This is a genomic window from Mycobacterium sp. NGS63 (assembly GCF_059812295.1).
Map to the genome: position 1 here is coordinate 665999 of NZ_JCALCJ010000004.1, position 20213 is coordinate 686211.

A 20213-nucleotide genomic window follows, 5' to 3' on the forward strand; every position below is an offset into this window, starting at 1 on the left:
GTCGCGACCGGAGATGTCCGAGGCGGCCGGTATTGTCTGCGCCGTGTCCACTCGGACCCTCAGGCTGACCGCCGCGCAGGCCCGGCGGATAGCCGTTGCGGCCCAAGGGTTTAACGAGCCGCGGCCCGCCGGCCCGGTCACCCGCGCGCATCTCAAGCGGCTGATATCCAGAATCCAAGTGCTGCAACTGGATTCGGTGTCGGTTGCGGTGCGCGCCCACTACGCGCCGGTGTTCAGCCGGCTCGGCCCCTACGACCGCGACGTGCTGGACCGCGCGGCGTGGGGGCCGCGGCCGTCGCGGCTGCTGGCCGAGTACTGGGCCCACGAGGCCGCGCTGATGTCCGTCGAGGACTGGCCGCTGCTGCGCTGGCGGATGCGCCAGTACCGCCACGGCCGCTGGCGCACGCACCGGTCTCTTGAGGCAGCCAGGGACAACCCGCGGCTCGCCGAGGACATCGTCACCGCCGTCGCGGAGCTCGGGCCCAGCACCGCGGGGCAGATCGAGGCCCACCTTGCCGCCGAGCCGCGCCGCAAGAAGGGAACCTGGTGGACGCGCAGCGACACCAAGTGGGTCGCCGAGGCGCTGTTCGCCGCCGGCGTACTCACCACCGCCACCCGGGTCGGCTTCGCGCGGCACTACGACCTGGTCGAGCGGGTGCTGCCGCCGAGCGTGCTGGCCCGCGAGGTCGCCGACGACGAGGCCGTCCGCGAGCTCACGCTGCGGGCGGCCACCGCGCTGGGCGTGGGCACCGAGACCGACATCCGCGACTACTTCCGGCTGTCGGCCGCCCAGACCAAGCCGGCGATCGCCGAGCTGGAAGCCACCGGTGCGATCGAACGCGTCGACGTCGACGGCTGGCCGGCGCCGGCGTACCTGCGCGCCGGGCGGACGGTGCCACGCCTCGACCGCGGCACCGCGCTGCTGTGCCCGTTCGACCCGCTGATCTTCTTTCGGCCCCGCGTCGAGCGGCTGTTCGACTTCCACTACCGCATCGAGATCTACACCCCGGCCGCTCAGCGGAAATACGGCTACTACGTGTGGCCGCTCCTGCTGGACGGCGAGCTGGTCGCGCGCGTCGACCTCAAGGCCGACCGGGCCGCCAACTCGCTGCGCGTCCTGGGAGCGTTCGCCGAGCCGGGCCGGCCGCGGGCGCGCGTCGCCGCGGCCCTGGCCGGCGAGCTGGAGTCGATGGCGTCGTGGCTGGGCCTCGGCGGGTTCAGCGTGGCCGGCCGCGGCGATCTGGCCGGGGACCTGCGCAAGGCCGTCAAGCGGGCCGGCTGATGGCCGAAACCGTCAGGCTGGCAGACCATCTCGACTTCGGCGCCGGGCGCGCGCCGCCGGCGCGAGCGCCCGACGGACGCTATCCCGTGTATGGGGCCAACGGCACCATCGGCTACGCGGACGCGCACAACGCGCGCGGCCCGCTCATCGTGGTGGGTCGCGTCGGCTCGTACTGCGGCAGTCTGCGCTATTGCGATCGCGACGTATGGGTGACCGACAACGCGCTGGTCTGCCGCGCCAAGAAACCCGACGAGACGCGCTATTGGTATTACGCGCTGCAGACCTGCGGGCTCAACCGGCACCGCGCCGGATCGGGCCAGCCGCTGCTCAACCAGGGCGTACTGCGGCGCCTTGCGATCCGCGCCGCCCCCGCGCCGGACCGCCGGCGCATCGGCGAGATTCTCGGCTCCCTCGATGACAAGATCGCCGCCAACCATCGCGTCGTCGAAGCCGCCGACGCCCTGATGGTCGCGATGGTCGGGCAGGTCGCCGAAAGGACCGCCCTGTCGAATCTGGCGAGACGATCGACGCGTTCGGTCGACCCGCAGGGAATCGACGGCCCCGTCGCGCACTACAGCTTCTCCGCGTACGACGACGGCGCCCAACCCTGCGTCGTCGCCGGCAGCGAAATCAAGAGCCCCAAATTCGTCCTCACCGGCCCGTGCGTGTTGTTCTCCAAGCTGAACCCGCGCATACCGCGCATCTGGGATGTCACCGCCCTGCCTGCCGAAACCGCGTTGGCCAGTACCGAATTCGTCGTTCTCCAGCCAACGGGTGTCGACGCCTCGGCCCTCTGGTCGGCGCTGCGGCAACCCGAAATCTCGGCGAACCTGCGACGTAAGGCCGCGGGCGTGACCGGCAGCCACCAACGGATACCACCGGCCGACTTGCTCGACGTCGAGGTGCGCGACGTGCGCCGCCTGGCGCCCCGGACGGCGCAAACGCTGACCGGCCTCGGTGCCCTCTGCCATGGGCGGCGCGCCGAATCCGCGCGGCTGGCGTCGGTGCGCGAGACGCTGCTGCCGCTGCTGGTGACAGGCGGGGCCGAGCTAGGGTAGATCGTCTCCCCCGCTGCTGGCATCCTTCTACCATGAGCCTCAACAGGGCCGCCCGCACCGGGGCCAACCAGACGGGGGCGGTCGAGTCCAGGCGTGCGGCCGCGGAAAAGACCCTGGCGAAACTCGGCGAGTTGCTCACCGACAGCGACAAGCGCGCGATTCGCCAGCGCGACGTCGACCTCTACGACGAGGACGGTCTGCCGCGGTGATCGTTGATACGTCGGCGATCGTCGCCATCGCCGTCGGCGAACCCGACGTCGCAGGGCTCAGACATGCGCTGGCGCATGTCACCGGGTCGGCGTGCCCCTGATGCCCCCGAAGGAAAAGCCCGGGACGCAAGAACCGTCGACGGCGAAGGAGCTCAAAGCCACGCTGTGGAAGACCGCCGACAAACTGCGGGGCTCGCTGTCCGCCAGCCAATACAAGGACGTGATCCTGGGCCTGGTGTTCCTCAAGCACGTCTCCGACGCGGGCTCCGACGGATTCGTGGTGCCGCCGAGCGCGCGCTGGAAGTTCCTGGCGGACAACGCCAAAGACGAACCCGTGCGCATCGGGCAGCTCGTCGACGAGGCGATGGATGCCGTGATGGCGGCGAACCCCGCCTTCGCCGCCACGCTGCCGCGGCTGTACACCGACGTCGACCAGCGCCGCCTCGGCGAGTTGATCAATTTACTCGACGGCGCGCGGTTCGGCCGGCACAGCGAGCACCGGGCCCGGGATCTGATGGGGGAGGTCTACGAGTACTTCCTCGGCAATTTCGCTCGCGCGGAAGGGAAGCGGGGCGGGGAGTTCTTCACCCCGCCCGGCGTGGTGCGCCTGATCGTCGAGGTGCTGGAACCCTCGAGCGGGCGGGTGTACGACCCGTGCTGCGGGTCGGGCGGCATGTTCGTGCAGACCGACAAGTTCATCCACACCCGCGACCGCGATCCCGGCAATGTCGTGATCTACGGGCAGGAGAGCGTCGCGGATACCTGGCGGATGGCGAAGATGAACCTGGCCGTCCACGGCATCGACAACACGGGCCTCGGCTGGGGCGACACCTTCGTCCGCGACCAGCACGCCGACGTCCAGATGGACTACGTGATGGCCAATCCGCCCTTCAACATCAAGGATTGGGCCCGCACCGAGGACGACCCGCGGTGGCGCTTCGGCGTCCCGCCCGCCACCAACGCGAACTACGCCTGGCTGCAACACATCCTGGCCAAGCTGGCGCCCGGCGGCCGGGCCGGCGTGGTGATGGCGAACGGCTCGATGTCGTCGAACACCAACGGAGAGGGCGTGATTCGCGCCCGGATCATCGAGGCGGACCTGGTGTCCTGCCTGGTGGCGCTGCCCGCCCAGCTCTTTCGCAACACCGCGATCCCGGCGTGCCTGTGGATCTTCGCGAAAGACAAGACGGCGGGCGGTCAGGGCTCCGTCGACCGGTCCGGGCAGGTCTTGTTCATCGACACCCGCGAACTCGGCTACCTCGTCGACCGCGCCGAGCGTGCGCTGACGGACGAGGACATCCGTCGCATCGCCGATACCTACCACGCCTGGCGCGGATCTCGGTCCGCCGTCGCGAAAGGCGTGAGCTATCAGGATGTCCCGGGATTCTGCAGATCCGCGACGCTGGCCGAGGTCAAGGCCGCTGGCTACGCGCTCAACCCCGGACGCTACGTCGGTGCCCCCGAAATCGAGGCCGACGGGGAGCCGGTCGGCGCGAAGGTCACGCGGCTGACGACGGAACTGCTCGACGCGCTCGACGAGTCCGCGCGGCTGGAGAAGGTGGTGCGCGATCACCTGACCGGAAGGGGCGACCACCCGCTCTGGCCGTAGGCTGGGCGCTTAAAGATAAGGTGGTCGCCGTGGCCGAGACCGCGCCGCTGCGGGTGCAACTGATCGCCAAGACGGAGTTCCTGGCGCCGCCGGACGTGCCGTGGAGCACCGATGCCGACGGAGGACCCGCGCTGACCGAGTTCGCCGGCCGGGCCTGCTATCAGAGCTGGTCGAAGCCCAACCCAAAGACGGCAACCAACGCCGGCTACATCAACCACATCATCGACGTCGGGCATTTCTCGGTGCTCGAGCACGCGAGCGTGTCGTTCTACATCACCGGCATCTCGAGGTCGTGCACCCACGAGCTGATCCGGCACCGGCATTTCTCCTACTCGCAGCTGTCGCAGCGCTACGTGCCCGAGGGCGACTCGCGCGTCGTCGTCCCGCCCGGCATGGACGACGACCCCGAACTGCAGCGAATCCTCACCGCGGCCGCCGACGCCAGCCGCGCCACCTACGCCGAGCTGCTGGCGAAGCTGGAGGCCAAGTTCGCCGATCAACCCAGTGCCACACTGCGGCGCAAGCAGGCGCGCCAGGCCGCCCGGGCGGTACTGCCCAACGCCACCGAAACCCGCATCGTGGTGACCGGCAACTACCGGGCGTGGCGGCACTTCATCGCGATGCGCGCCAGCGAGCACGCCGACGTCGAAATCCGGCGGCTGGCCATCGAATGCCTGCGCCAACTCGTCGGCGTCGCGCCCGCCGTGTTCGCCGACTTCGAGGTCTCCACCCTGGCCGACGGCACCGAGGTCGCCACCAGCCCGCTGGCCACCGAGGCCTGACGCGGCACACGCCGAGCGTCCGCAAAATGCCGGGCCGAGCGGCGTGTCGTTGTACACACACGCCCGCTCGCGGGGGTGAGGCTCGCGGCGGTACCAAAAGGGCTTGGTACCGCCAGGTAACCTGGATGTCGTGAGTTCCGTCGGATTCGACGTCCCCGCCCGGTTGGGAACCCTGCTGACCGCGATGGTGACGCCCTTCGCCGCCGACGGCTCCCTGGACACCGCCGCGGCGGCGCGACTGGCACAGCACCTGGTGGACTCCGGATGCGACGGCCTGGTGCTGTCCGGCACCACCGGCGAGTCGCCGACCACCAGCGACGACGAGAAGCGCGAGCTGTTGCGCGTCGTGCTGGAGGCGGTGGGGGACCGGGCGCGCATCATCGCCGGCGCGGGCACCTACGACACCGCCCACAGCGTCGCGCTGGCCAAGGCCTGCGCGGCCGAGGGGGCGCACGGGCTGCTGGTGGTCACGCCGTACTACTCGCGCCCCCCGCAGGCCGGGCTGATCGCCCACTTCACCGCCGTCGCCGACGCCACCGAGCTGCCGGTGCTGCTCTACGACATCCCGCCGCGCTCCGTCGTCCCGATCGAGCCCGACACGCTGCACGCGCTGGCCCGCCACCCCAACATCGTCGGCGTCAAGGACGCCAAGGCCGACCTGCACAGCGGCGGCCAGGTCATGGCCGAGACCGGGCTGGCCTACTACTCCGGCGACGACGCGCTGAACCTGCCCTGGCTGGCGATGGGCGCCACCGGCTTCATCAGCGTGATCGCCCACGTGGCGGCGGGCCAACTCCGGGAGCTGTTGTCCGCCTTCAACTCCGGCGACGTCACCACCGCCCGCAAGATCAACGGCTCCGTCGCGCCGCTGTGCAACGCGATGGCCCGCCTTGGTGGCGTGACGATGTCCAAGGCCGGCCTGCGCCTGCAGGGCATCGACGTCGGCGATCCCCGCCTGCCGCAAATGCCGGCAACCCCCGCACAAATCGAGGCCCTCGCCGCCGACATGCGCGCCGCCTCGGTGCTCAGGTAACCAAAGGCTGGCCGTCAAGTGGATGTAGACCTCGCCCCGCCGGGACCATTGACCCCGGGCGGGCTGCGGGTCACCGCGCTGGGCGGCATCAGCGAAATCGGCCGCAACATGACGGTTTTCGAACACCTGGGCCGGTTGCTGATCATCGACTGCGGCGTGATGTTCCCGACCCACGACGAGCCCGGCGTCGACCTGATCCTGCCCGACCTGCGCCACATCGAGGACCGGCTCGACGACATCGAGGCGCTGGTACTCACGCACGCGCACGAGGACCACATCGGGGCGATCCCGTTCCTGCTGCGGCTGCGGCCCGACATCCCGGTAGTGGGCTCGAAATTTACGCTCGCGCTCGTCGCGGCCAAGTGCCGCGAGTACCGCATCAAACCGGTCTTCGTGCAGGTGGCCGAGGGGCAGCGCAGCACCCACGGCGTATTCCAGTGCGAGTACTTCGCCGTCAACCATTCCATCCCGGACGCGCTGGCCATCGCGGTCCACACGGGCGCCGGCACCGTGCTGCACACCGGCGACATCAAGCTCGACCAGCTCCCGCTCGACGGCCGGCCCACCGACCTGCCCGGCATGTCGCGGCTGGGCGACGCGGGCGTGGACCTGTTCCTGTGCGACTCGACCAACTCCGAGATCCCCGGTGTCGGGCCCTCGGAAAGCGAGGTGGGCCCGACCCTGCACCGGCTGATCCGCGGTGCCGAGGGCCGCGTCATCGTGGCGTGCTTCGCCTCCAACGTGGACCGGGTGCAGCAGATCATCGACGCGGCAGTGGCATTGGGCCGGCGGGTGTCGTTCGTCGGGCGCTCCATGGTGCGCAACATGGGCATCGCCCGGGAGCTCGGCTTTTTGCGCGTCGACGACTCGGACCTGATCGACATCTCCGCCGCCGAGATGATGCCGCCGGAGCGCGTGGTACTGATCACCACCGGCACCCAGGGCGAGCCGATGTCGGCGCTGTCGCGGATGTCGCGCGGCGAGCACCGAAGCATCACGCTGACGTCGGAGGACCTGATCATCCTGTCGTCGTCGCTGATACCCGGCAACGAGGAGGCGGTGTACGGGGTCATCGACTCGCTGGCCAAGATCGGCGCCCGCGTCGTCACCAACCAGCAAGTGCGCGTTCATGTTTCGGGTCACGCGTATGCGGGCGAACTTTTGTTCCTCTACAACGGGGTGCGGCCGCGCAACGTGATGCCGGTGCACGGCACCTGGCGGATGCTGCGCGCCAACACCAAGCTGGCCGCGCGCGCCGGGGTGCCCGAGGAGTCGATCCTGTTGGCCGAGAACGGCGTCAGCGTCGACCTGATGGCGGGGCAGGCCTCGATCGCCGGCGCGGTGCCGGTGGGCAAGATGTTCGTCGACGGGTTGATCACCGGCGACGTCGGCGACATCACCCTGGGCGAGCGGCTCATCCTGTCGTCGGGCTTCGTCGCGGCGATCGTGGTCGTCTCGCGCGACTCCGGGCGTCCGGTGGTTGCGCCGCAACTGCTTTCGCGCGGGTTCTCCGAAGACCCCAAGGCGCTCGAGCCCGCGGTGCGCAAGGTCGAGGCGGAGCTCGAGCAGCTGGCCGCCGACAACGTGACCGATGCGGTCCGGATCGCCCAGTGCGTGCGGCGCACCGTGGGCAAGTGGGTCGGCGAGACCTACCGCCGGCAGCCGATGATCGTGCCGACGGTCATCGAAGTCTAGTCCTTCTCCGCGTAGGCCGACCATTCCAGTTGGGAGGCACCGAGTTTGCGGCCGGTGGGCGCCACGTAGCGCCGGACGAGTTCGTCGGGGCCGGCCTGCTCCACCAGCCGCCACCCGTACTCGCCGAGGAACTCCGCGACGTCCTCGGGTTGCAGGCCGAAATGCCACAGCTGGTGGCGCTCGCGCACGTTGCGGTACAGTGTGCGGGAGCCGTAGCGGTTCGTCCCGTCGATGAAATCCCGTCGCACATAGGTGAATACCAACCGGCTGCCCGGGCCGGCCGCGCGCAGGCCCTCGAGGGTGCGCCGCACGCCGGCTTCGGTGAGGTACTGGGTCACGCCCTCACAGATGAAGAAGGCCCGGTAGTCGGTGCGGTAGCCGTGCTCGGCCAGCGCGGTGAGCAGGTCGTCGCGCTCGAAGTCCAACGCCACCAACCGAACCGACAGCGGCAACTCGCCCAGGACCCGCCGGACGGTCTGGGCCTTGCGGGCGATGTTGACCGGCAGGTCGACCTCGAAGACCGGGATGCGGACCCGCCGGGTCAGCAGGTAGGGGCGGGTGTCGAAGCCGGCGCCGAGGATGACGACCGCGTCGATGCCGTCGCGCGCCTCGTCGAGCTTGTCGGCGATGAAACGCTTGCGGCAGGCCAGGTTGGCCCACAGGCCGGGGCCGGTGTACTCCGATCCGCGGACCAGCAGCCGGCGGGCCGGGGTCCACCGGGTCGCGGCGACCAGCCAGCGCAGCGGGGCCGGCAGGAACAGCTCCGCGAGGTCGTCGTCCACCAGGCGGCGCCCGGGTGGCTCGTTGCGCTCGACGGCCGCCAGCACCATCGGGCCGAAAGCGGTCTGCGCCACGGGGTTTGGTGCCACCGGCGGCTACTTGTTCAAGAAGCCCGCGTCGACCGGCAAGGCGACCCCGGTGACGTAACGGGCCTGGTCGGACACCAGCCACGCCACCGCGTTGGCGATGTCTTCGGCTTCGAGCACCTCCACCGGCATGGCGTTTCCCATGGCACCCGGCGTGTCGGTCCCGGCCGCCATCTTGGCCAGCCATTCCCGGGTGAACTCGTTGTTGATCATCGGCGTTTCGACACCCGACGGGTGGATCGAGTTCACCCGGATGTATTGCTTGGCAAGCAGATTCGCGTACACCCGCATCAACCCCACCACGCCGTGCTTGGCGGCGGCATAGCCAACGGATCCGGCGTCGGGGCTGCCGACCCCGGCCAGCCCCGCGCTCGAACTGATCAGCACGATCGACCCGCCGGTGCCCTGCTTGACCATGGTCGGTATCGCGACCTTGATGGTGTGGTAGACCCCGGTGAGGTTGACGTCGATGACGTCGCGCCAGCCGTCGTCGCCGGCGGACATCGGCGCGATGCCGGCGTTGGCGACGACGATGTCGAGCCGTCCGAATTCGTCGAGGCCCGCCTGCAGTGCCGCGGAGAGGGATTCGCGGTCGCGCACGTCGCCCTGGCTGGCCACGATCCGGGCGCCGGTGTCCTCGACCAGCTTCACGGTGGCCGCCAGGTCGTCCGCGGTGGCGAGCGCATACGGCACACTGGCGATCTGGTCGCACACGTCGACGGCGATGATGCTCGCGCCGTTGGCGGCCAGACGAACCGCGTGCGCGCGGCCCTGACCGCGCGCCGCACCGGTGATGAAGGCGACCTTGCCCTCGAGCGGCCCAGCCATTACGCGCGCAGCTGTCCCTTGCTCGGCTCGCCGGCCGGAATCGGCTGCAGCATCTTGATGTCCGGCGCCCCGGCCAGGTGCTCGCCGGCCGCCGCGAACATCTTGCCGATCGCCGGCGCGGTGCTGTGCGCCTTGAGCGCGTCCTCGTCGGCCCACTGCTCGACGAACACGAAGGTCTCGCCCGTCTGGTGCAGCGAGTACAGCTGGCAGCCCGGCTCGTCGTGCACCTCTGACACCGCGGTGGTGAGGATGTCGCGGACGGTGTCGACCGATTCGGGTTTGACGGTCATGGTGGCGACGACGACGACGGGCATGCGGGGCTCCTAGGGGTCTGAGGGGACGGCTGTCACCCTACCCACTCACCCACAGGACCAGTGCCGCGACCGCGATCGCGAATGCCGCGAGCGCAGCGGTGTCGACGGCACCCGGCCGCGCCGGACTCGACTTGGCGATGCGCAGCTCGCGGGCGATCAGGAACAACGGGAACGTCACGCTGATGGCGATGGCGAATCCGCCCAGGATGTAGAGCCACACGAACCTGATGCCGTGCTTGCGGGCCTCGACGACCATGAGCACGGCGGCGGCGAGGAAGAACAGCAGGATGTCCACCGTCAGCGACCGCGACGCCGCGGTGACTTTCGTGTCGTCGAGGAACGCCGCGAGAAACCGGCCGGGCCGGTCCAGATAGGCGACGTTCTGGCTCCAGGTGGCGACCAGCGCGGCGATCGCGATGGCGGCATAGACGGCGCACAGGACCTTGCTGGCCCTCGGCAGGCGTGTCGCGGGGGTAAGAGCGGTGGTTTCGGCCATGGGGCCATTCAAGACGCGCCGGCGACCGAACCGTCATCTTTTTGTGACCCGTGTGGCACATGGTGAATATGGGGCGATTGCGACTAGGCTTGGCTTCATGCCCAGTAAGACCGCCGCCCGCTCCGGAAGTCGAACGAGCAGGTCAAAGGCCCCTTCGCGAGGCAAGCCCGCAAGCCGGCGACCGGCGGCCCCCCGCAAGAAGGCCGGCCGGCCCGCCAAACGCCGCAACCAGTCCCTGCTGGTCGGTGCCGGACTGACCTGCGGGCGGGCCCTGCGCGCCACCTGGCTGATGGCCGCGCGGGGCACCGGCGGGGCGGCCCGATCCCTGGGCCGGGCCCACGACATCGATCCCGAACACCGCCGCGACGGGATCGCGCTGGTGCTGCTCGGCCTGTCCGTCGTCGTCGCCGCGAGCTCGTGGTTCGGCGCCGCCCGGCCCGTCGGCGCGTGGGTGGACACCGTGTTGCGGACCTTCATCGGGGCGGGCGTCCTGGCGCTGCCCGTCGTCGCCGCCGCGGTGGCCGTGACGCTGATGCGCACCCAGCCCAACCCCGACGCGCGGCCGCGGCTGATCCTGGGCGGCAGCCTGCTCGCCCTGTCGGCGCTCGGCCTGCGCCACCTGTGGTCGGGGTCGCCGGAGGATCCCGAATTGCGCCGCCGCGCAGCGGGATTCGTCGGCTTCGCCATCGGCGGGCCGCTGTCGGACGGGTTGACGCCCTGGATCGCCGCGCCGCTGTTGTTCATCGGCTTCATGTTCGGGTTGCTGCTGCTGACCGGGACCACCATCCGCGAGGTGCCCGACGTGGTGCGCGCCATGTTCGGCCCCCGCCTGGGACAGCGCGGCAATGGCGATGACGAGTTCGCCTACGACTACGCCGACGAGTTCGACGACGAACCCGAGCCCCGCGACGACCTCTCCGACGGTTACTACGACGAGTTCCCGGACGAAGCGCCCCAGGCCTGGCCGTCGGCCGGCGACCCCAGTGCCGAAGCGCCGCTGGCCGACGACACGCCGACCATCCCCGAACCACGCCGCCGTCGCGCGAAGAAGACCACCGAAATACTGGACCGGGTCGTCGAGGGCCCCTACACGCTGCCGTCGTTGAGCCTGCTGGTGGCCGGCGACCCGCCCAAGAAGCGCAGCGCGGCCAACACCCAGATGGCCGACGCCATCAGCGAGGTGCTCACCCAGTTCAAGGTCGACGCCGCGGTCACCGGCTGCACGCGCGGGCCGACCGTCACCCGCTACGAGGTCGAGTTGGGCCCCGGGGTCAAGGTGGAGAAGATCACCGCGCTGCAGAAGAACATCGCCTACGCGGTGGCCACCGAGAGCGTGCGCATGCTGGCCCCGATCCCCGGCAAGTCCGCCGTCGGCATCGAGGTGCCCAACACCGACCGGGAGATGGTGCGGCTGGCCGACGTGCTCACCGCGCCGTCGACCCGCCGCGACCACCACCCGCTGGTGATCGCGCTGGGCAAGGACATCGAGGGCGACTTCATCTCGGCCAACCTGGCCAAGATGCCGCACCTGCTGGTCGCCGGCTCGACCGGATCCGGGAAGTCCAGCTTCGTCAATTCCATGCTGATCTCGCTGCTGACGCGGGCCACCCCGGAGGAGGTCAGGATGATCCTGATCGACCCGAAGATGGTGGAACTGACGCCCTACGAAGGCATTCCGCACCTGATCACCCCGATCATCACCCAGCCGAAGAAGGCGGCGGCCGCGCTGGCGTGGCTGGTCGAGGAGATGGAGCAGCGCTACCAGGACATGCAGGCCTCGCGGGTGCGCCACATCGACGACTTCAACGAGAAGGTGCGCTCCGGGGCGATCACCGCGCCGCTGGGCAGCCAGCGCGAATACCGGCCCTACCCGTACGTGGTGGCGATCGTCGACGAGCTGGCCGACCTGATGATGACCGCGCCGCGCGACGTCGAGGACGCCATCGTGCGGATCACCCAGAAGGCCCGCGCCGCCGGCATCCACCTGGTGCTGGCCACCCAGCGGCCGTCGGTCGACGTGGTCACCGGGCTGATCAAGACCAACGTGCCGTCGCGGCTGGCGTTCGCGACGTCGTCGCTCACCGATTCCCGGGTGATCCTGGACCAGGCCGGCGCGGAGAAGCTGATCGGCATGGGCGACGGCCTGTTCCTGCCGATGGGCGCCAGCAAGCCGCTGCGCCTACAGGGCGCGTTCATCACCGACGAGGAGATCCACGCCGTCGTGGCCGCCTGCAAGGACCAGGCCGAACCCGAGTACACCGAGGGCGTCACCACCGCCAAGCCCACCGGGGAACGCACCGACGTCGACCCCGACATCGGCGACGACATGGACGTGTTCCTGCAGGCGGTGGAGCTCGTGGTGTCCAGCCAGTTCGGGTCGACGTCGATGCTGCAGCGCAAGCTGCGGGTCGGCTTCGCCAAGGCCGGCCGGCTGATGGACCTGATGGAGACCCGCGGCATCGTCGGGCCGTCCGAGGGCTCCAAGGCGCGCGAGGTGCTGGTCAAGCCCGACGAGCTGGCGGTCACGCTGGCCGCGATCCGCGGCGACGGGGCTTCTGACGAGGGCGCCGAATAACGGATTTTCGCAGCCACTTCACGCTCGGCGCGCCAGGTAGCGGGCTAGGCTACCCCCGCCGGGGGCGATTCAGCCGAGGAGGCTAGCTATGGCGTCATTGACCGTCGTGCCCGATCTCGTTTCCGCGGCAAGCGGGAACCTGGCGAATATCGGCTCCACTCTGCGCAGCGCGGTCGCCACGGCGGTGACACCAACCACCGCGATCGCGGCCCCGGCCGGTGATGAGGTTTCTGCGGCGATTACCGCTTTGTTCGCCGGCCATGCCGGAGCATTTCAAGCCGCGAGCGCCCAGGCGACGGCTTTTCACGATCGGTTCGTGAACTTGTTGAGCGGCGGGGCGTCTCAATACCTGAACACCGAGGTCGCCAACGCTCAGCAAACCGCCATTCATGCGGTAAATGCGCCGGTGGCCGCCGCCAGCACGCCCACCACCGGAAGCCAACGCTACGGTCCGGTTACTGTCACGACGACCTCGTCGGACAATTTGTCGACCTTGGACGCCTATATAGGAACTCCACTCGGCAACTTTTCATTGGTGTCGGCTAACGCCTTTGTCTCGCCGACCACGATAGGGCCGCCGGATGCGCCTTTGACGCCGTTCGATTACCATCTCGGGTTTTTGAACAACGGGTTCGGCTGGACTTTGTCGGGCCTCCCGGTCGGGCCGAACAGTTTCGAGTATTCCTTCTATGCCACCAACTTCTGGGACACCGCGCAGGGCTTTTATTACAACCAGCCGATCTTCGGTAGCTATCCGGTAAGCGCGAGCATTCTGGAAAGCTATGGCCCGCTGGGTCCCACCGGGGTCTCGTTTATCTCGCAGTCCGGCGAGCCGTTCGTCCCGTGGGTCGTCTTCAACGGGTCACCGGCTTTCGCCATTTAATGCGTCAGAGCACCAGCAGCATCCGGGAGTTGCCCAGGATGTTGGGCTTGACGTAGCTCAGGTCCAGGAATTCGGCGACACCGATGTCGTAGGACCGGCACATCTCCTCGTACACCTCGGCGGTGACGGGCGTGCCCTCGATCTCGGTGAACCCGTGCCTGCCGAAGAACTCCGTCTCGAAGGTCAGCACGAACAGCCGCCGCAGCTGCAGCTCGCGCGCCACCTCGAGCAGCCGGTCGACGATCGCGTGGCCGATGCCGTGGCCCGTCATCGCCGGGTCGACCGCGACGGTGCGGATCTCTCCGAGGTCGGCCCACAGCACGTGCAGCGCGCCGCAGCCGACCACCCTGGACTCGTATTCGGCCACCCAGAACTCCTGGACGGCCTCGTACAGCGTCACGAGGTTCTTCTCCAGCAGGATCCGCCCCGAATAGGTGTCGACGAGTTGTTTGATCGCGGGGACATCCGAGGTTCGCGCACGCCGGACCGCCGTCAGGCGGCCCCGGGAACTTTCGGTCACGGGTAACAGTATCGGCGACGCGAAAGGGCGCGCTGGTCAACCGTTATTCTGATGCCGTGTCGGGACAGCCGCAGACGGGTCCACTAACCGGACCGACCGGCCGCGCCCGCATCGCCAACCTCGCCAACACCCTGACCCTGCTGCGGCTGGTGCTGGTCCCGGTCTTCCTGCTCGCGCTGTTCACCGCCGATGGCCACCAGATCACCAACCGCATAGCCGCTTTCGTGATCTTCGCCATCGCGTGTCTCACCGACCGGTTCGACGGGCTGCTGGCGCGAAACTACGGCATGGCAACCGAATTCGGCGCGTTCGTGGATCCGATCGCGGACAAGTTCTTGATCGGGTCGGCGCTGATCGGCCTGTCGATGCTGGGCGACCTGCCGTGGTGGGTGACCGTGGTGATCATGACCCGCGAGCTGGTGGTCACGCTGCTGCGCCTGGCTGTGATCCGCCGCGGCGTCATCCCCGCCAGCTGGGGCGGCAAGCTCAAGACCGTGGTGCAGGCGCTGGCGATCGGCCTGTTCGTGCTGCCGCTGTCCGGGCCGTTCCAGGTGGCGGCGTCGGTGGTGATGGGGATCGCGATCGTGCTCACCGTCGTCACCGGCGTCGACTACGTGGCGGGCACCGTCAAGACCGTGCGAGAAGCCACCGACTGAGCGGGAACCAGCCCGGCGCCGGCGGCGTTGAGCGTAATGAGCGCCTGCTTGAAAGTGGGGTTGTTGACGTGTGGGCAGGGCCGACTGGACGAAGGAGAGCAGGATGCCGCCATTGATGCGCGAGGTCATCGGGGACGTGTTGCGCCGGGCCCGGACGTCACAGGGCCGGACGCTGCGCGAGGTGTCGGATTCGGCCCGGGTGAGCCTCGGGTACCTCTCGGAGGTCGAGCGCGGGCGCAAGGAGCCGTCCAGCGAGCTGCTCAACGCCATCTGCGACGCCCTGGACGTGCCGCTGTCGACGGTCCTCACCGGCGCCGGCGAGCGGATGGCCAGCGAGGAACGCACCGCCCACGCCGAGGCCGGCGCGAGCACCATCGACCCCGGCACCAAGGTCGTCATTCCCCCCGTCGCGTCGCTGGCCGTGGCCTGACCGCCCCGGCGCGACGCGCGAGGGGTGGGGCGATCGGCGCCGACCCGTTAAATTGAGCGACAGGGTGCTTGCCCGGCAGACCAGAAGCGAAGGTGGAGCTGACTGATGGCCAATCCGTTCGTCAAAGCGTGGAAATACCTCATGGCGCTGTTCAACGCCAAGATTGACGAGCACGCCGACCCGAAGGTCCAGATCCAGCAGGCCATCGAGGAGGCGCAACGCCAGCACCAGGCGCTGACCCAGCAGGCCGCGCAGGTGATCGGCAACCAGCGCCAGCTGGAGATGCGGCTCAACCGGCAACTGGCCGACATCGAGAAGCTGCAGGTCAACGTGCGTCAGGCGCTGACCCTGGCCGACCAGGCCACCGCCGCGGGGGATGCCGCCAAGGCCACCGAGTACAACAACGCCGCCGAGGCGTTCGCGGCCCAGCTGGTGACCGCCGAGCAGAGCGTCGAGGACCTCAAGACCCTGCACGACCAGGCGCTGTCGGCCGCGGCCCAGGCCAAGAAGGCCGTCGAACAGAACTCGATGGTGTTGCAGCAGAAGATCGCCGAGCGCACCAAGCTGCTCAGCCAGCTCGAGCAGGCCAAGATGCAGGAGCAGGTCAGCGCGTCGCTGCGGTCGATGAGCGAGATCGCCGCGCCGGGCACCACGCCCAACCTCGACGAGGTCCGCGACAAGATCGAACGCCGCTACGCCAACGCCGTCGGCGCGGCCGAACTCGCCAAGGGTTCGGTGCAGGGCCGCATGCTCGAGGTCGAGCAGGCCGGCATCCAGATGGCCGGCCACTCGCGGCTGGAGCAGATCCGCGCGTCGATGCGGGGCGAGGCCCTGCCCGCCGGCGGGACGGCCGCTCCCGAGGGCGCCCCGGCCACGCCCGCGCCCGCCGAGACCGCCGGTGGCCAAGTCGCCGAGAAGCCCTTTGGTCAGTAACGGCCCGGACGGCCTGCGATGGCGGTGAAAGCGACCCAGCGCGGGTCGTGGCGCGCGTTGCTGCAGCGGGGATTCGAGACCGCCGCCGACCTCTCCGAGGTGGTCGCCCGAAGGATCAGCGCCGCCGCCGATCCGCGGGCCCGGCTGCTGCGCCGTCGCCGCCGGGCGCTGCGGTGGGGCCTGATCTTCAGCGTCGGCTGCCTGTTCTGGATCGCGGTGACGGGTGTTTTGGCGGCCTGGGGCTGGTTCGCGTTGCTGCTGGAGATCACGGGTGCGGTCGCGGTCGTGCTGGCCATCCCCGCGACGCTGCTGCTGCTTCGCTACCGCTGGCTGCGGGCCGAGCCGCTGCCCGTGCAGCGGCCCGCCGCCAGCCGCCGGCTGCCCCCGCCCGGTTCGGCCGCCCGGCCAGCGATGTACGCGCTGGGCGCCTCCGAGCGCGGGTTCTTCTCGCTGCTGGGGGTGATCGAGCGCGGCTCCATGCTGCCGGCGGGCGAGATCGACGACCTGACCTCCGCGGCCCGCAAGACTTCGGCGGCGATGGCGGCCACCGCCACCGAGGTGGTGTCGATGGAGCGGGCGGCCCAGCATTCCGACTCGTCGCGGTCGTATCTGGTGCCCACCATCAACGCGTTCACCGCGCAGCTGAGCGCCGGCGTGCGCCAGTACAACGAAATGGTCACCGCCGCAGCGCAATTGGTGTCCTCGGCCAACGGTGACACCGGGGCGGCGCAGCAGCGCTACCGCAGCGAGCTGGTCGGCGCCACCGATCGGCTGCTCGGTTGGGCGCAGGCGTTCGACGAACTGGGCGGGCTGCCCCGGCGCTGACTAGTCCTCGGGCCGCGGGCCGTAGCGCTCGATGTACGCCCGGTGGATGTGGGCATCGCGCTCGCGGGCGCGCTCGTCGACGAGGTCGGGGTCCAGGTCGTGCACGGCCAGCATGTGACGGCGCCACACCTTGTTCAGCGCGTGCGAGAAATAGACGAACGGGATGAGGATCGGCAGCGTCATGCTCAGGTGGACGTCCAGCGTCGTCGGGATCAACCAGAACGGCGCGAGCACCAGCACCGCCGGCACCGCGACGCGCCTCATCATCCGGCCGGTTGCGCCCTTGCCGGCCAGGTCGTCGCGCACCCAGTCGCGCATCGAGTCGGGCAGCCGCGCGCCGGCGCAGTAGCGGACGAACTGCCAGGCGTTGGGCTTGGTGCGGGCCGTGTTCATCGCTAGAACGACGCCTTCAGCGACGGCACCACCACCGCGGCCAGGCCGCGCAAAGTCGCCTTGAACATGTCGAAGAAGTCGAAGTAGTCGCGCCACAACGTGATTCGCCCGTTGTGCACCTCGAACACGCCGCACACCCAGAACTGCAGCCGCAGCGGGCCGAAGATCAGCGCGTCGGTGCGTTCGGTGAGCACCGCGGCGCCGTCGGCCGCGACGCGGTGGATCTTCACCTCGAACGCGGCGCGGCCCTCCATCATCCGGAACAGCTTCATCGCCCTGGCGCGGCCGTGGATCGTCGGCAGGCCGACGTTCTGGTAGACCAGGTTGTCGTCCAGCGCGGCGGCCGCGGCGTCGTAATCCGTGTCCTGCAGGGCGTTCAGGAAACCCTCGACCGTGCGGGTGTTCGCCACGCCTGTCCCAGTCAGCTCGGTCATGGTTGCCAGGGTAGCCCGGCGCTGTGGCAGGGTAGGGCCGATGCGTGTCGCCGTGGTCGCCGGGCCGGATCCCGGCCACTCGTTTCCCGCGATCGCACTGTGCCAACGCTTCGCCGAGGCGGGCGACGAGCCCGTCCTGTTCACCGGCGAGGAATGGACCGGTGCCGCCCGCGCCGCCGGCGTGAAGGCCGTCGAGCTGGACGGGCTCGCGGCCACCGACGAGGACGTCGACGCCGGGGCGCGCATCCACCGGCGCGCGGCGCGGATGGCCGTGCTCAACGTGCCGGCGCTGCGGGACCTGTCGCCCGATCTGGTGGTGTCCGACGTCATCACCGCCGGCGGCGGCATGGCGGCCGAGCTGTTGGGCATCCCGTGGATCGAGCTCAACCCGCATCCGCTGTACCTGCCGTCGAAGGGCCTGCCGCCGATCGGCAGCGGGCTGGCGCCGGGCACCGGCGTGCGCGGCCGGCTGCGCGACGCCACGATGCGCGCGCTGACCGCGCGGTCGTGGCGGGCCGGCATCAAGCAGCGCGGGTCCGCCCGGCTCGAGATCGGGCTGCCCGCCGTCGACCCGGGACCGTTGCGCCGGCTGATCGCCACGCTGCCCGCCCTGGAGGTCCCTCGCCCCGACTGGCCGGAGGAGGCCGTCGTCGTCGGGCCGTTGCACTTCGAGCCGACCGACCGGGTGCTCGCCATCCCGGCGGGCGACGGGCCGGTGGTGGTGATCGCGCCGTCGACGGCGCTGACGGGGACGGCGGGCCTGGCCGAAGTCGCGCTGGAATGCCTGGTGCCGGGGGAGACGCTGCCCGCCGGTTCGCGGCTGGTGATCTCGTGGCTGGGCGGGCCCGAGCTGACGCTGCCGCCGTACGCGGTGGCCGGGCTGGGGCGCCAGTCGGAGCTGTTGACGCACGCCGACCTGGTGGTCTGCGGCGGCGGCCACGGCATGGTGGCCAAGACGATGCTGGCCGGGGTGCCGCTGGTGGTGGTGCCCGGCGGCGGGGACCAGTGGGAGATGGCCAACCGGGTGGCACGCCAGGGCAGCGGCCGACTGATCCGGCCGCTGAGCGCCGACGCGCTGGTGGCCGCGGTCGGTGGGGTGCTGTCGGCACCGGCCTACCTGCAGGCCGCGCGGCGGGCCGCCGCAGGCGCCGCCGACGTCGCCGACCCGGTGGCCGTGTGCCACGAAGCGCTGGCGCTCGCTGGGTAAGTTGGCTGACGTGCGGCTGACGGAGTTCAACGAGCGGGTGGTCTTGCGGTTCGGCGCGGCATACGGCGCGTCGGTGCTGGCCGATCACGTGCTGAGCGGTTTCGGAGGCAAGACCGCCGAGCAGGCCATCGAGGACGGCGTCGAGCCGCGCGACGTCTGGCGCGCGCTGTGCGTCGACTTCGACGTGCCGCGCGACCAGTGGTGACTCGGGCATCGAGTGTGAGCTCACGGCTTTGGGTGTGAGCGCAGGGCGGATTTCGGGCCCGGTTTTCGCCCGGGCTTCACAATCAAAGCCCAGGTTTCACAATCGATTCCGGGGCGGCGGCCGGCGAAGCGCGCAATCGCCGCACAGCGAACCCCCGGGGACGCGGTAGAACAGGCAGCAACTGCGGCGCCGGAAGCCCGACCCGTCGAGCACGCCGGATCCGGCCAGCACGCCGGTGTCCAGCAGCGCGCCGGTGATCGCGGCGACCGGGCCGCGCAGGTCCGGGCGCGCGGCGAGCAAAGCCCGCGCCGCCCCGACGAGCGCCGACGCGATGTTGCCCGCCAGCAGGCCGGGCGCCAGCTTCACCCGCAGGCCGGCGGCCAGCGGCTCCAGGTGCTCGTGCACGACGACGCGGTACAGCAGCTCGGCCGACGGCGAGCCCTTCCCGACGGGCTTGGGCATGCGCAGCCGCGGGCCGTCGTCCGCGCGCTGCAGCTCGCTCAGGTCGGGGACGACGCCGTGGCCCACGGCGCAGGCGAGCACGGGTGACCACAGCCGCGTGGCGTGCCCGAGATGCACCAGCGAGGCGCCGATCCGCAGGTCGGACGTGTGGTAGCGGCGGGCGGTGGCGTCGATCAGGTCGGTGAAGCCGTCGGCGTAGGCCTGCCGGGCCGGGTGCCATCCAGCCGCGGCGCCGCCCACGGTGAGCGCGAAAAAGCCCCCGTGGGAAGCGACTTCGGCCAGCGCGGCCGAGATGTCCATGTCCGGGCCACCCATCCTGGTCGGGGGAGATCCGCCCGGCTCCCGGGCGGGGCAGACAGATGGTGCCACACCCGCGCCGCGCCCGGCGTGTCCGCTTGAATCGAACACGTGTTCGGCTACTGTGGGAAGCGTTCGGAGACCGACTTGTCGGTGGCCTTCCCTAGGGTCACGACCAACCGACCGATACCGGTCAGAAGAACCCAACGACGATAGGAAGA

Annotated in this window: 23 protein-coding genes; 15 read left to right on the top strand and 8 right to left on the bottom strand. The window is 70.1% G+C overall.

Annotated features, from left to right (window positions below; all coding sequences use genetic code 11):
• Positions 1-13 precede the first annotated feature (13 nt).
• The 7 genes from AC5Y4Z_RS13860 to AC5Y4Z_RS13890 all read left to right on the top strand — a co-directional run bounded on the left by AC5Y4Z_RS13860 (position 14) and on the right by AC5Y4Z_RS13890 (position 7668).
• Complete coding sequence (locus AC5Y4Z_RS13860; protein WP_499964639.1) at positions 14-1282, top strand: winged helix-turn-helix domain-containing protein; 1269 nt, start codon at positions 14-16, stop codon at positions 1280-1282.
• Complete coding sequence (locus tag AC5Y4Z_RS13865; protein ID WP_499964641.1) at positions 1282-2340, top strand: restriction endonuclease subunit S; 1059 nt, start codon at positions 1282-1284, stop codon at positions 2338-2340. The genes AC5Y4Z_RS13860 and AC5Y4Z_RS13865 overlap by 1 nt, the downstream gene beginning before the upstream one ends.
• A gap of 32 nt (positions 2341-2372) precedes the next feature.
• Positions 2373-2549 (top strand): hypothetical protein, encoded by a 177-nt coding sequence (locus AC5Y4Z_RS13870; RefSeq protein ID WP_499964642.1) that lies wholly within the window; start codon positions 2373-2375, stop codon positions 2547-2549.
• Positions 2550-2649: 100 nt separating this feature from the next.
• Positions 2650-4158, top strand: a complete 1509-nt coding sequence (locus tag AC5Y4Z_RS13875; RefSeq protein ID WP_499964644.1) for a class I SAM-dependent DNA methyltransferase — start codon at positions 2650-2652, stop codon at positions 4156-4158.
• 29 nt (positions 4159-4187) lie between these two features.
• On the top strand, positions 4188-4940 hold the full coding sequence (gene thyX / locus AC5Y4Z_RS13880; RefSeq protein ID WP_499964646.1) for an FAD-dependent thymidylate synthase: 753 nt from the start codon (positions 4188-4190) through the stop codon (positions 4938-4940).
• 130 nt (positions 4941-5070) lie between these two features.
• The gene (gene dapA / locus AC5Y4Z_RS13885; protein ID WP_499964648.1) at positions 5071-5973 is read left to right on the top strand and encodes a 4-hydroxy-tetrahydrodipicolinate synthase; all 903 of its coding nucleotides are present in this window, start codon (positions 5071-5073) and stop codon (positions 5971-5973) included.
• An 18-nt stretch (positions 5974-5991) separates the two neighbouring features.
• Entirely contained in the window at positions 5992-7668 is a 1677-nt protein-coding gene (locus AC5Y4Z_RS13890; RefSeq protein WP_499964650.1) for a ribonuclease J, read from the top strand.
• Here the strand turns inward: AC5Y4Z_RS13890 and AC5Y4Z_RS13895 are convergent.
• Genes AC5Y4Z_RS13895 through AC5Y4Z_RS13910 form a run of 4 tightly spaced genes read right to left on the bottom strand, consistent with a single transcriptional unit; the run spans position 7665 to position 10172 of the window.
• Positions 7665-8537 carry an SAM-dependent methyltransferase gene (locus AC5Y4Z_RS13895; protein WP_499964652.1) on the bottom strand — a complete coding sequence of 291 codons (873 nt, stop codon included), beginning with the start codon at positions 8535-8537 and terminating at the stop codon, positions 7665-7667. The genes AC5Y4Z_RS13890 and AC5Y4Z_RS13895 overlap by 4 nt on opposite strands.
• Positions 8538-8543: 6 nt before the next feature.
• Complete coding sequence (locus AC5Y4Z_RS13900; protein ID WP_499964656.1) at positions 8544-9362, bottom strand: mycofactocin-coupled SDR family oxidoreductase; 819 nt, start codon at positions 9360-9362, stop codon at positions 8544-8546.
• On the bottom strand, positions 9362-9676 hold the full coding sequence (locus tag AC5Y4Z_RS13905) for a putative quinol monooxygenase (RefSeq protein WP_499964659.1): 315 nt from the start codon (positions 9674-9676) through the stop codon (positions 9362-9364). Before AC5Y4Z_RS13905 ends, AC5Y4Z_RS13900 begins: the two co-directional genes overlap by 1 nt.
• A 37-nt stretch (positions 9677-9713) precedes the next feature.
• Positions 9714-10172 (bottom strand): DUF2834 domain-containing protein, encoded by a 459-nt coding sequence (locus AC5Y4Z_RS13910; protein WP_499964661.1) that lies wholly within the window; start codon positions 10170-10172, stop codon positions 9714-9716.
• Between AC5Y4Z_RS13910 and AC5Y4Z_RS13915 the strand changes: the two genes are divergently transcribed.
• Complete coding sequence (locus tag AC5Y4Z_RS13915) at positions 10171-12747, top strand: DNA translocase FtsK (RefSeq protein WP_499964663.1); 2577 nt, start codon at positions 10171-10173, stop codon at positions 12745-12747. The genes AC5Y4Z_RS13910 and AC5Y4Z_RS13915 overlap by 2 nt on opposite strands.
• Positions 12748-12835: 88 nt before the next feature.
• The gene (locus AC5Y4Z_RS13920; protein WP_499964666.1) at positions 12836-13630 is read left to right on the top strand and encodes a PE family protein; all 795 of its coding nucleotides are present in this window, start codon (positions 12836-12838) and stop codon (positions 13628-13630) included.
• Positions 13631-13634: 4 nt separating this feature from the next.
• Here AC5Y4Z_RS13920 and AC5Y4Z_RS13925 read toward each other — a convergent pair whose 3' ends face one another.
• Complete coding sequence (locus tag AC5Y4Z_RS13925) at positions 13635-14150, bottom strand: amino-acid N-acetyltransferase (RefSeq protein ID WP_499964670.1); 516 nt, start codon at positions 14148-14150, stop codon at positions 13635-13637.
• A 56-nt stretch (positions 14151-14206) separates the two neighbouring features.
• Here AC5Y4Z_RS13925 and pgsA point away from each other — a divergent pair, with 56 nt between their 5' ends.
• The 4 genes from pgsA (at position 14207) to pspM (ending at position 16994) form a co-directional block, all read left to right on the top strand.
• Positions 14207-14806 carry a CDP-diacylglycerol--glycerol-3-phosphate 3-phosphatidyltransferase gene (gene pgsA, locus AC5Y4Z_RS13930; protein ID WP_499964673.1) on the top strand — a complete coding sequence of 200 codons (600 nt, stop codon included), beginning with the start codon at positions 14207-14209 and terminating at the stop codon, positions 14804-14806.
• Positions 14807-14909: 103 nt separating this feature from the next.
• Positions 14910-15236: a transcriptional regulator ClgR gene (gene clgR, locus AC5Y4Z_RS13935; RefSeq protein WP_499964675.1), complete on the top strand. Its 327-nt coding sequence runs from the start codon at positions 14910-14912 to the stop codon at positions 15234-15236.
• Between the two features lie 105 nt (positions 15237-15341).
• Entirely contained in the window at positions 15342-16169 is an 828-nt protein-coding gene (gene pspA, locus AC5Y4Z_RS13940; protein ID WP_499964677.1) for a phage shock protein PspA, read from the top strand.
• A gap of 18 nt (positions 16170-16187) precedes the next feature.
• Positions 16188-16994 (top strand): phage shock envelope stress response protein PspM, encoded by an 807-nt coding sequence (gene pspM / locus AC5Y4Z_RS13945; RefSeq protein ID WP_499964679.1) that lies wholly within the window; start codon positions 16188-16190, stop codon positions 16992-16994.
• Here the strand turns inward: pspM and AC5Y4Z_RS13950 are convergent, their stop codons facing one another.
• Positions 16995-17387, bottom strand: coding sequence for a DUF5313 domain-containing protein (locus tag AC5Y4Z_RS13950; RefSeq protein ID WP_499964681.1), 393 nt, complete (start codon positions 17385-17387; stop codon positions 16995-16997).
• A 2-nt stretch (positions 17388-17389) separates the two neighbouring features.
• On the bottom strand, positions 17390-17821 hold the full coding sequence (locus AC5Y4Z_RS13955; protein WP_499964684.1) for a limonene-1,2-epoxide hydrolase family protein: 432 nt from the start codon (positions 17819-17821) through the stop codon (positions 17390-17392).
• A 40-nt stretch (positions 17822-17861) separates the two neighbouring features.
• Here AC5Y4Z_RS13955 and AC5Y4Z_RS13960 point away from each other — a divergent pair, with 40 nt between their 5' ends.
• A complete protein-coding gene (locus AC5Y4Z_RS13960; RefSeq protein WP_499964686.1) occupies positions 17862-19028 on the top strand; it encodes a glycosyltransferase in 1167 nt (388 codons plus the stop codon).
• A gap of 10 nt (positions 19029-19038) precedes the next feature.
• A complete protein-coding gene (locus tag AC5Y4Z_RS13965) occupies positions 19039-19233 on the top strand; it encodes a DUF3046 domain-containing protein (RefSeq protein WP_499964690.1) in 195 nt (64 codons plus the stop codon).
• Between the two features lie 96 nt (positions 19234-19329).
• On the opposite strand, the gene AC5Y4Z_RS13970 is transcribed toward AC5Y4Z_RS13965, so the two are convergent.
• The gene (locus tag AC5Y4Z_RS13970; protein WP_499964841.1) at positions 19330-19995 is read right to left on the bottom strand and encodes a (2Fe-2S)-binding protein; all 666 of its coding nucleotides are present in this window, start codon (positions 19993-19995) and stop codon (positions 19330-19332) included.
• Positions 19996-20213: the final 218 nt, after the last annotated feature.

Bases quoted from the DNA above. Each gene is read 5' to 3' on its own strand.
- AC5Y4Z_RS13870 (WP_499964642.1), top strand. From the start codon at position 2,373: ATGAGCCTCAACAGGGCCGCCCGCACCGGGGCCAACCAGACGGGGGCG.
- AC5Y4Z_RS13955 (WP_499964684.1), bottom strand. From the start codon at position 17,821: ATGACCGAGCTGACTGGGACAGGCGTGGCGAACACCCGCACGGTCGAG.
- AC5Y4Z_RS13910 (WP_499964661.1), bottom strand. From the start codon at position 10,172: ATGGCCGAAACCACCGCTCTTACCCCCGCGACACGCCTGCCGAGGGCC.
- AC5Y4Z_RS13960 (WP_499964686.1), top strand. From the start codon at position 17,862: ATGCGTGTCGCCGTGGTCGCCGGGCCGGATCCCGGCCACTCGTTTCCC.
- pspA (WP_499964677.1), top strand. From the start codon at position 15,342: ATGGCCAATCCGTTCGTCAAAGCGTGGAAATACCTCATGGCGCTGTTC.
- AC5Y4Z_RS13905 (WP_499964659.1), bottom strand. From the start codon at position 9,676: ATGCCCGTCGTCGTCGTCGCCACCATGACCGTCAAACCCGAATCGGTC.
- AC5Y4Z_RS13875 (WP_499964644.1), top strand. From the start codon at position 2,650: ATGCCCCCGAAGGAAAAGCCCGGGACGCAAGAACCGTCGACGGCGAAG.
- pspM (WP_499964679.1), top strand. From the start codon at position 16,188: ATGGCGGTGAAAGCGACCCAGCGCGGGTCGTGGCGCGCGTTGCTGCAG.
- AC5Y4Z_RS13860 (WP_499964639.1), top strand. From the start codon at position 14: ATGTCCGAGGCGGCCGGTATTGTCTGCGCCGTGTCCACTCGGACCCTC.
- AC5Y4Z_RS13970 (WP_499964841.1), bottom strand. From the start codon at position 19,995: ATGGACATCTCGGCCGCGCTGGCCGAAGTCGCTTCCCACGGGGGCTTT.
- AC5Y4Z_RS13900 (WP_499964656.1), bottom strand. From the start codon at position 9,362: ATGGCTGGGCCGCTCGAGGGCAAGGTCGCCTTCATCACCGGTGCGGCG.
- AC5Y4Z_RS13950 (WP_499964681.1), bottom strand. From the start codon at position 17,387: ATGAACACGGCCCGCACCAAGCCCAACGCCTGGCAGTTCGTCCGCTAC.
- AC5Y4Z_RS13865 (WP_499964641.1), top strand. From the start codon at position 1,282: ATGGCCGAAACCGTCAGGCTGGCAGACCATCTCGACTTCGGCGCCGGG.
- AC5Y4Z_RS13915 (WP_499964663.1), top strand. From the start codon at position 10,171: ATGGGGCCATTCAAGACGCGCCGGCGACCGAACCGTCATCTTTTTGTG.
- clgR (WP_499964675.1), top strand. From the start codon at position 14,910: ATGCCGCCATTGATGCGCGAGGTCATCGGGGACGTGTTGCGCCGGGCC.
- AC5Y4Z_RS13920 (WP_499964666.1), top strand. From the start codon at position 12,836: ATGGCGTCATTGACCGTCGTGCCCGATCTCGTTTCCGCGGCAAGCGGG.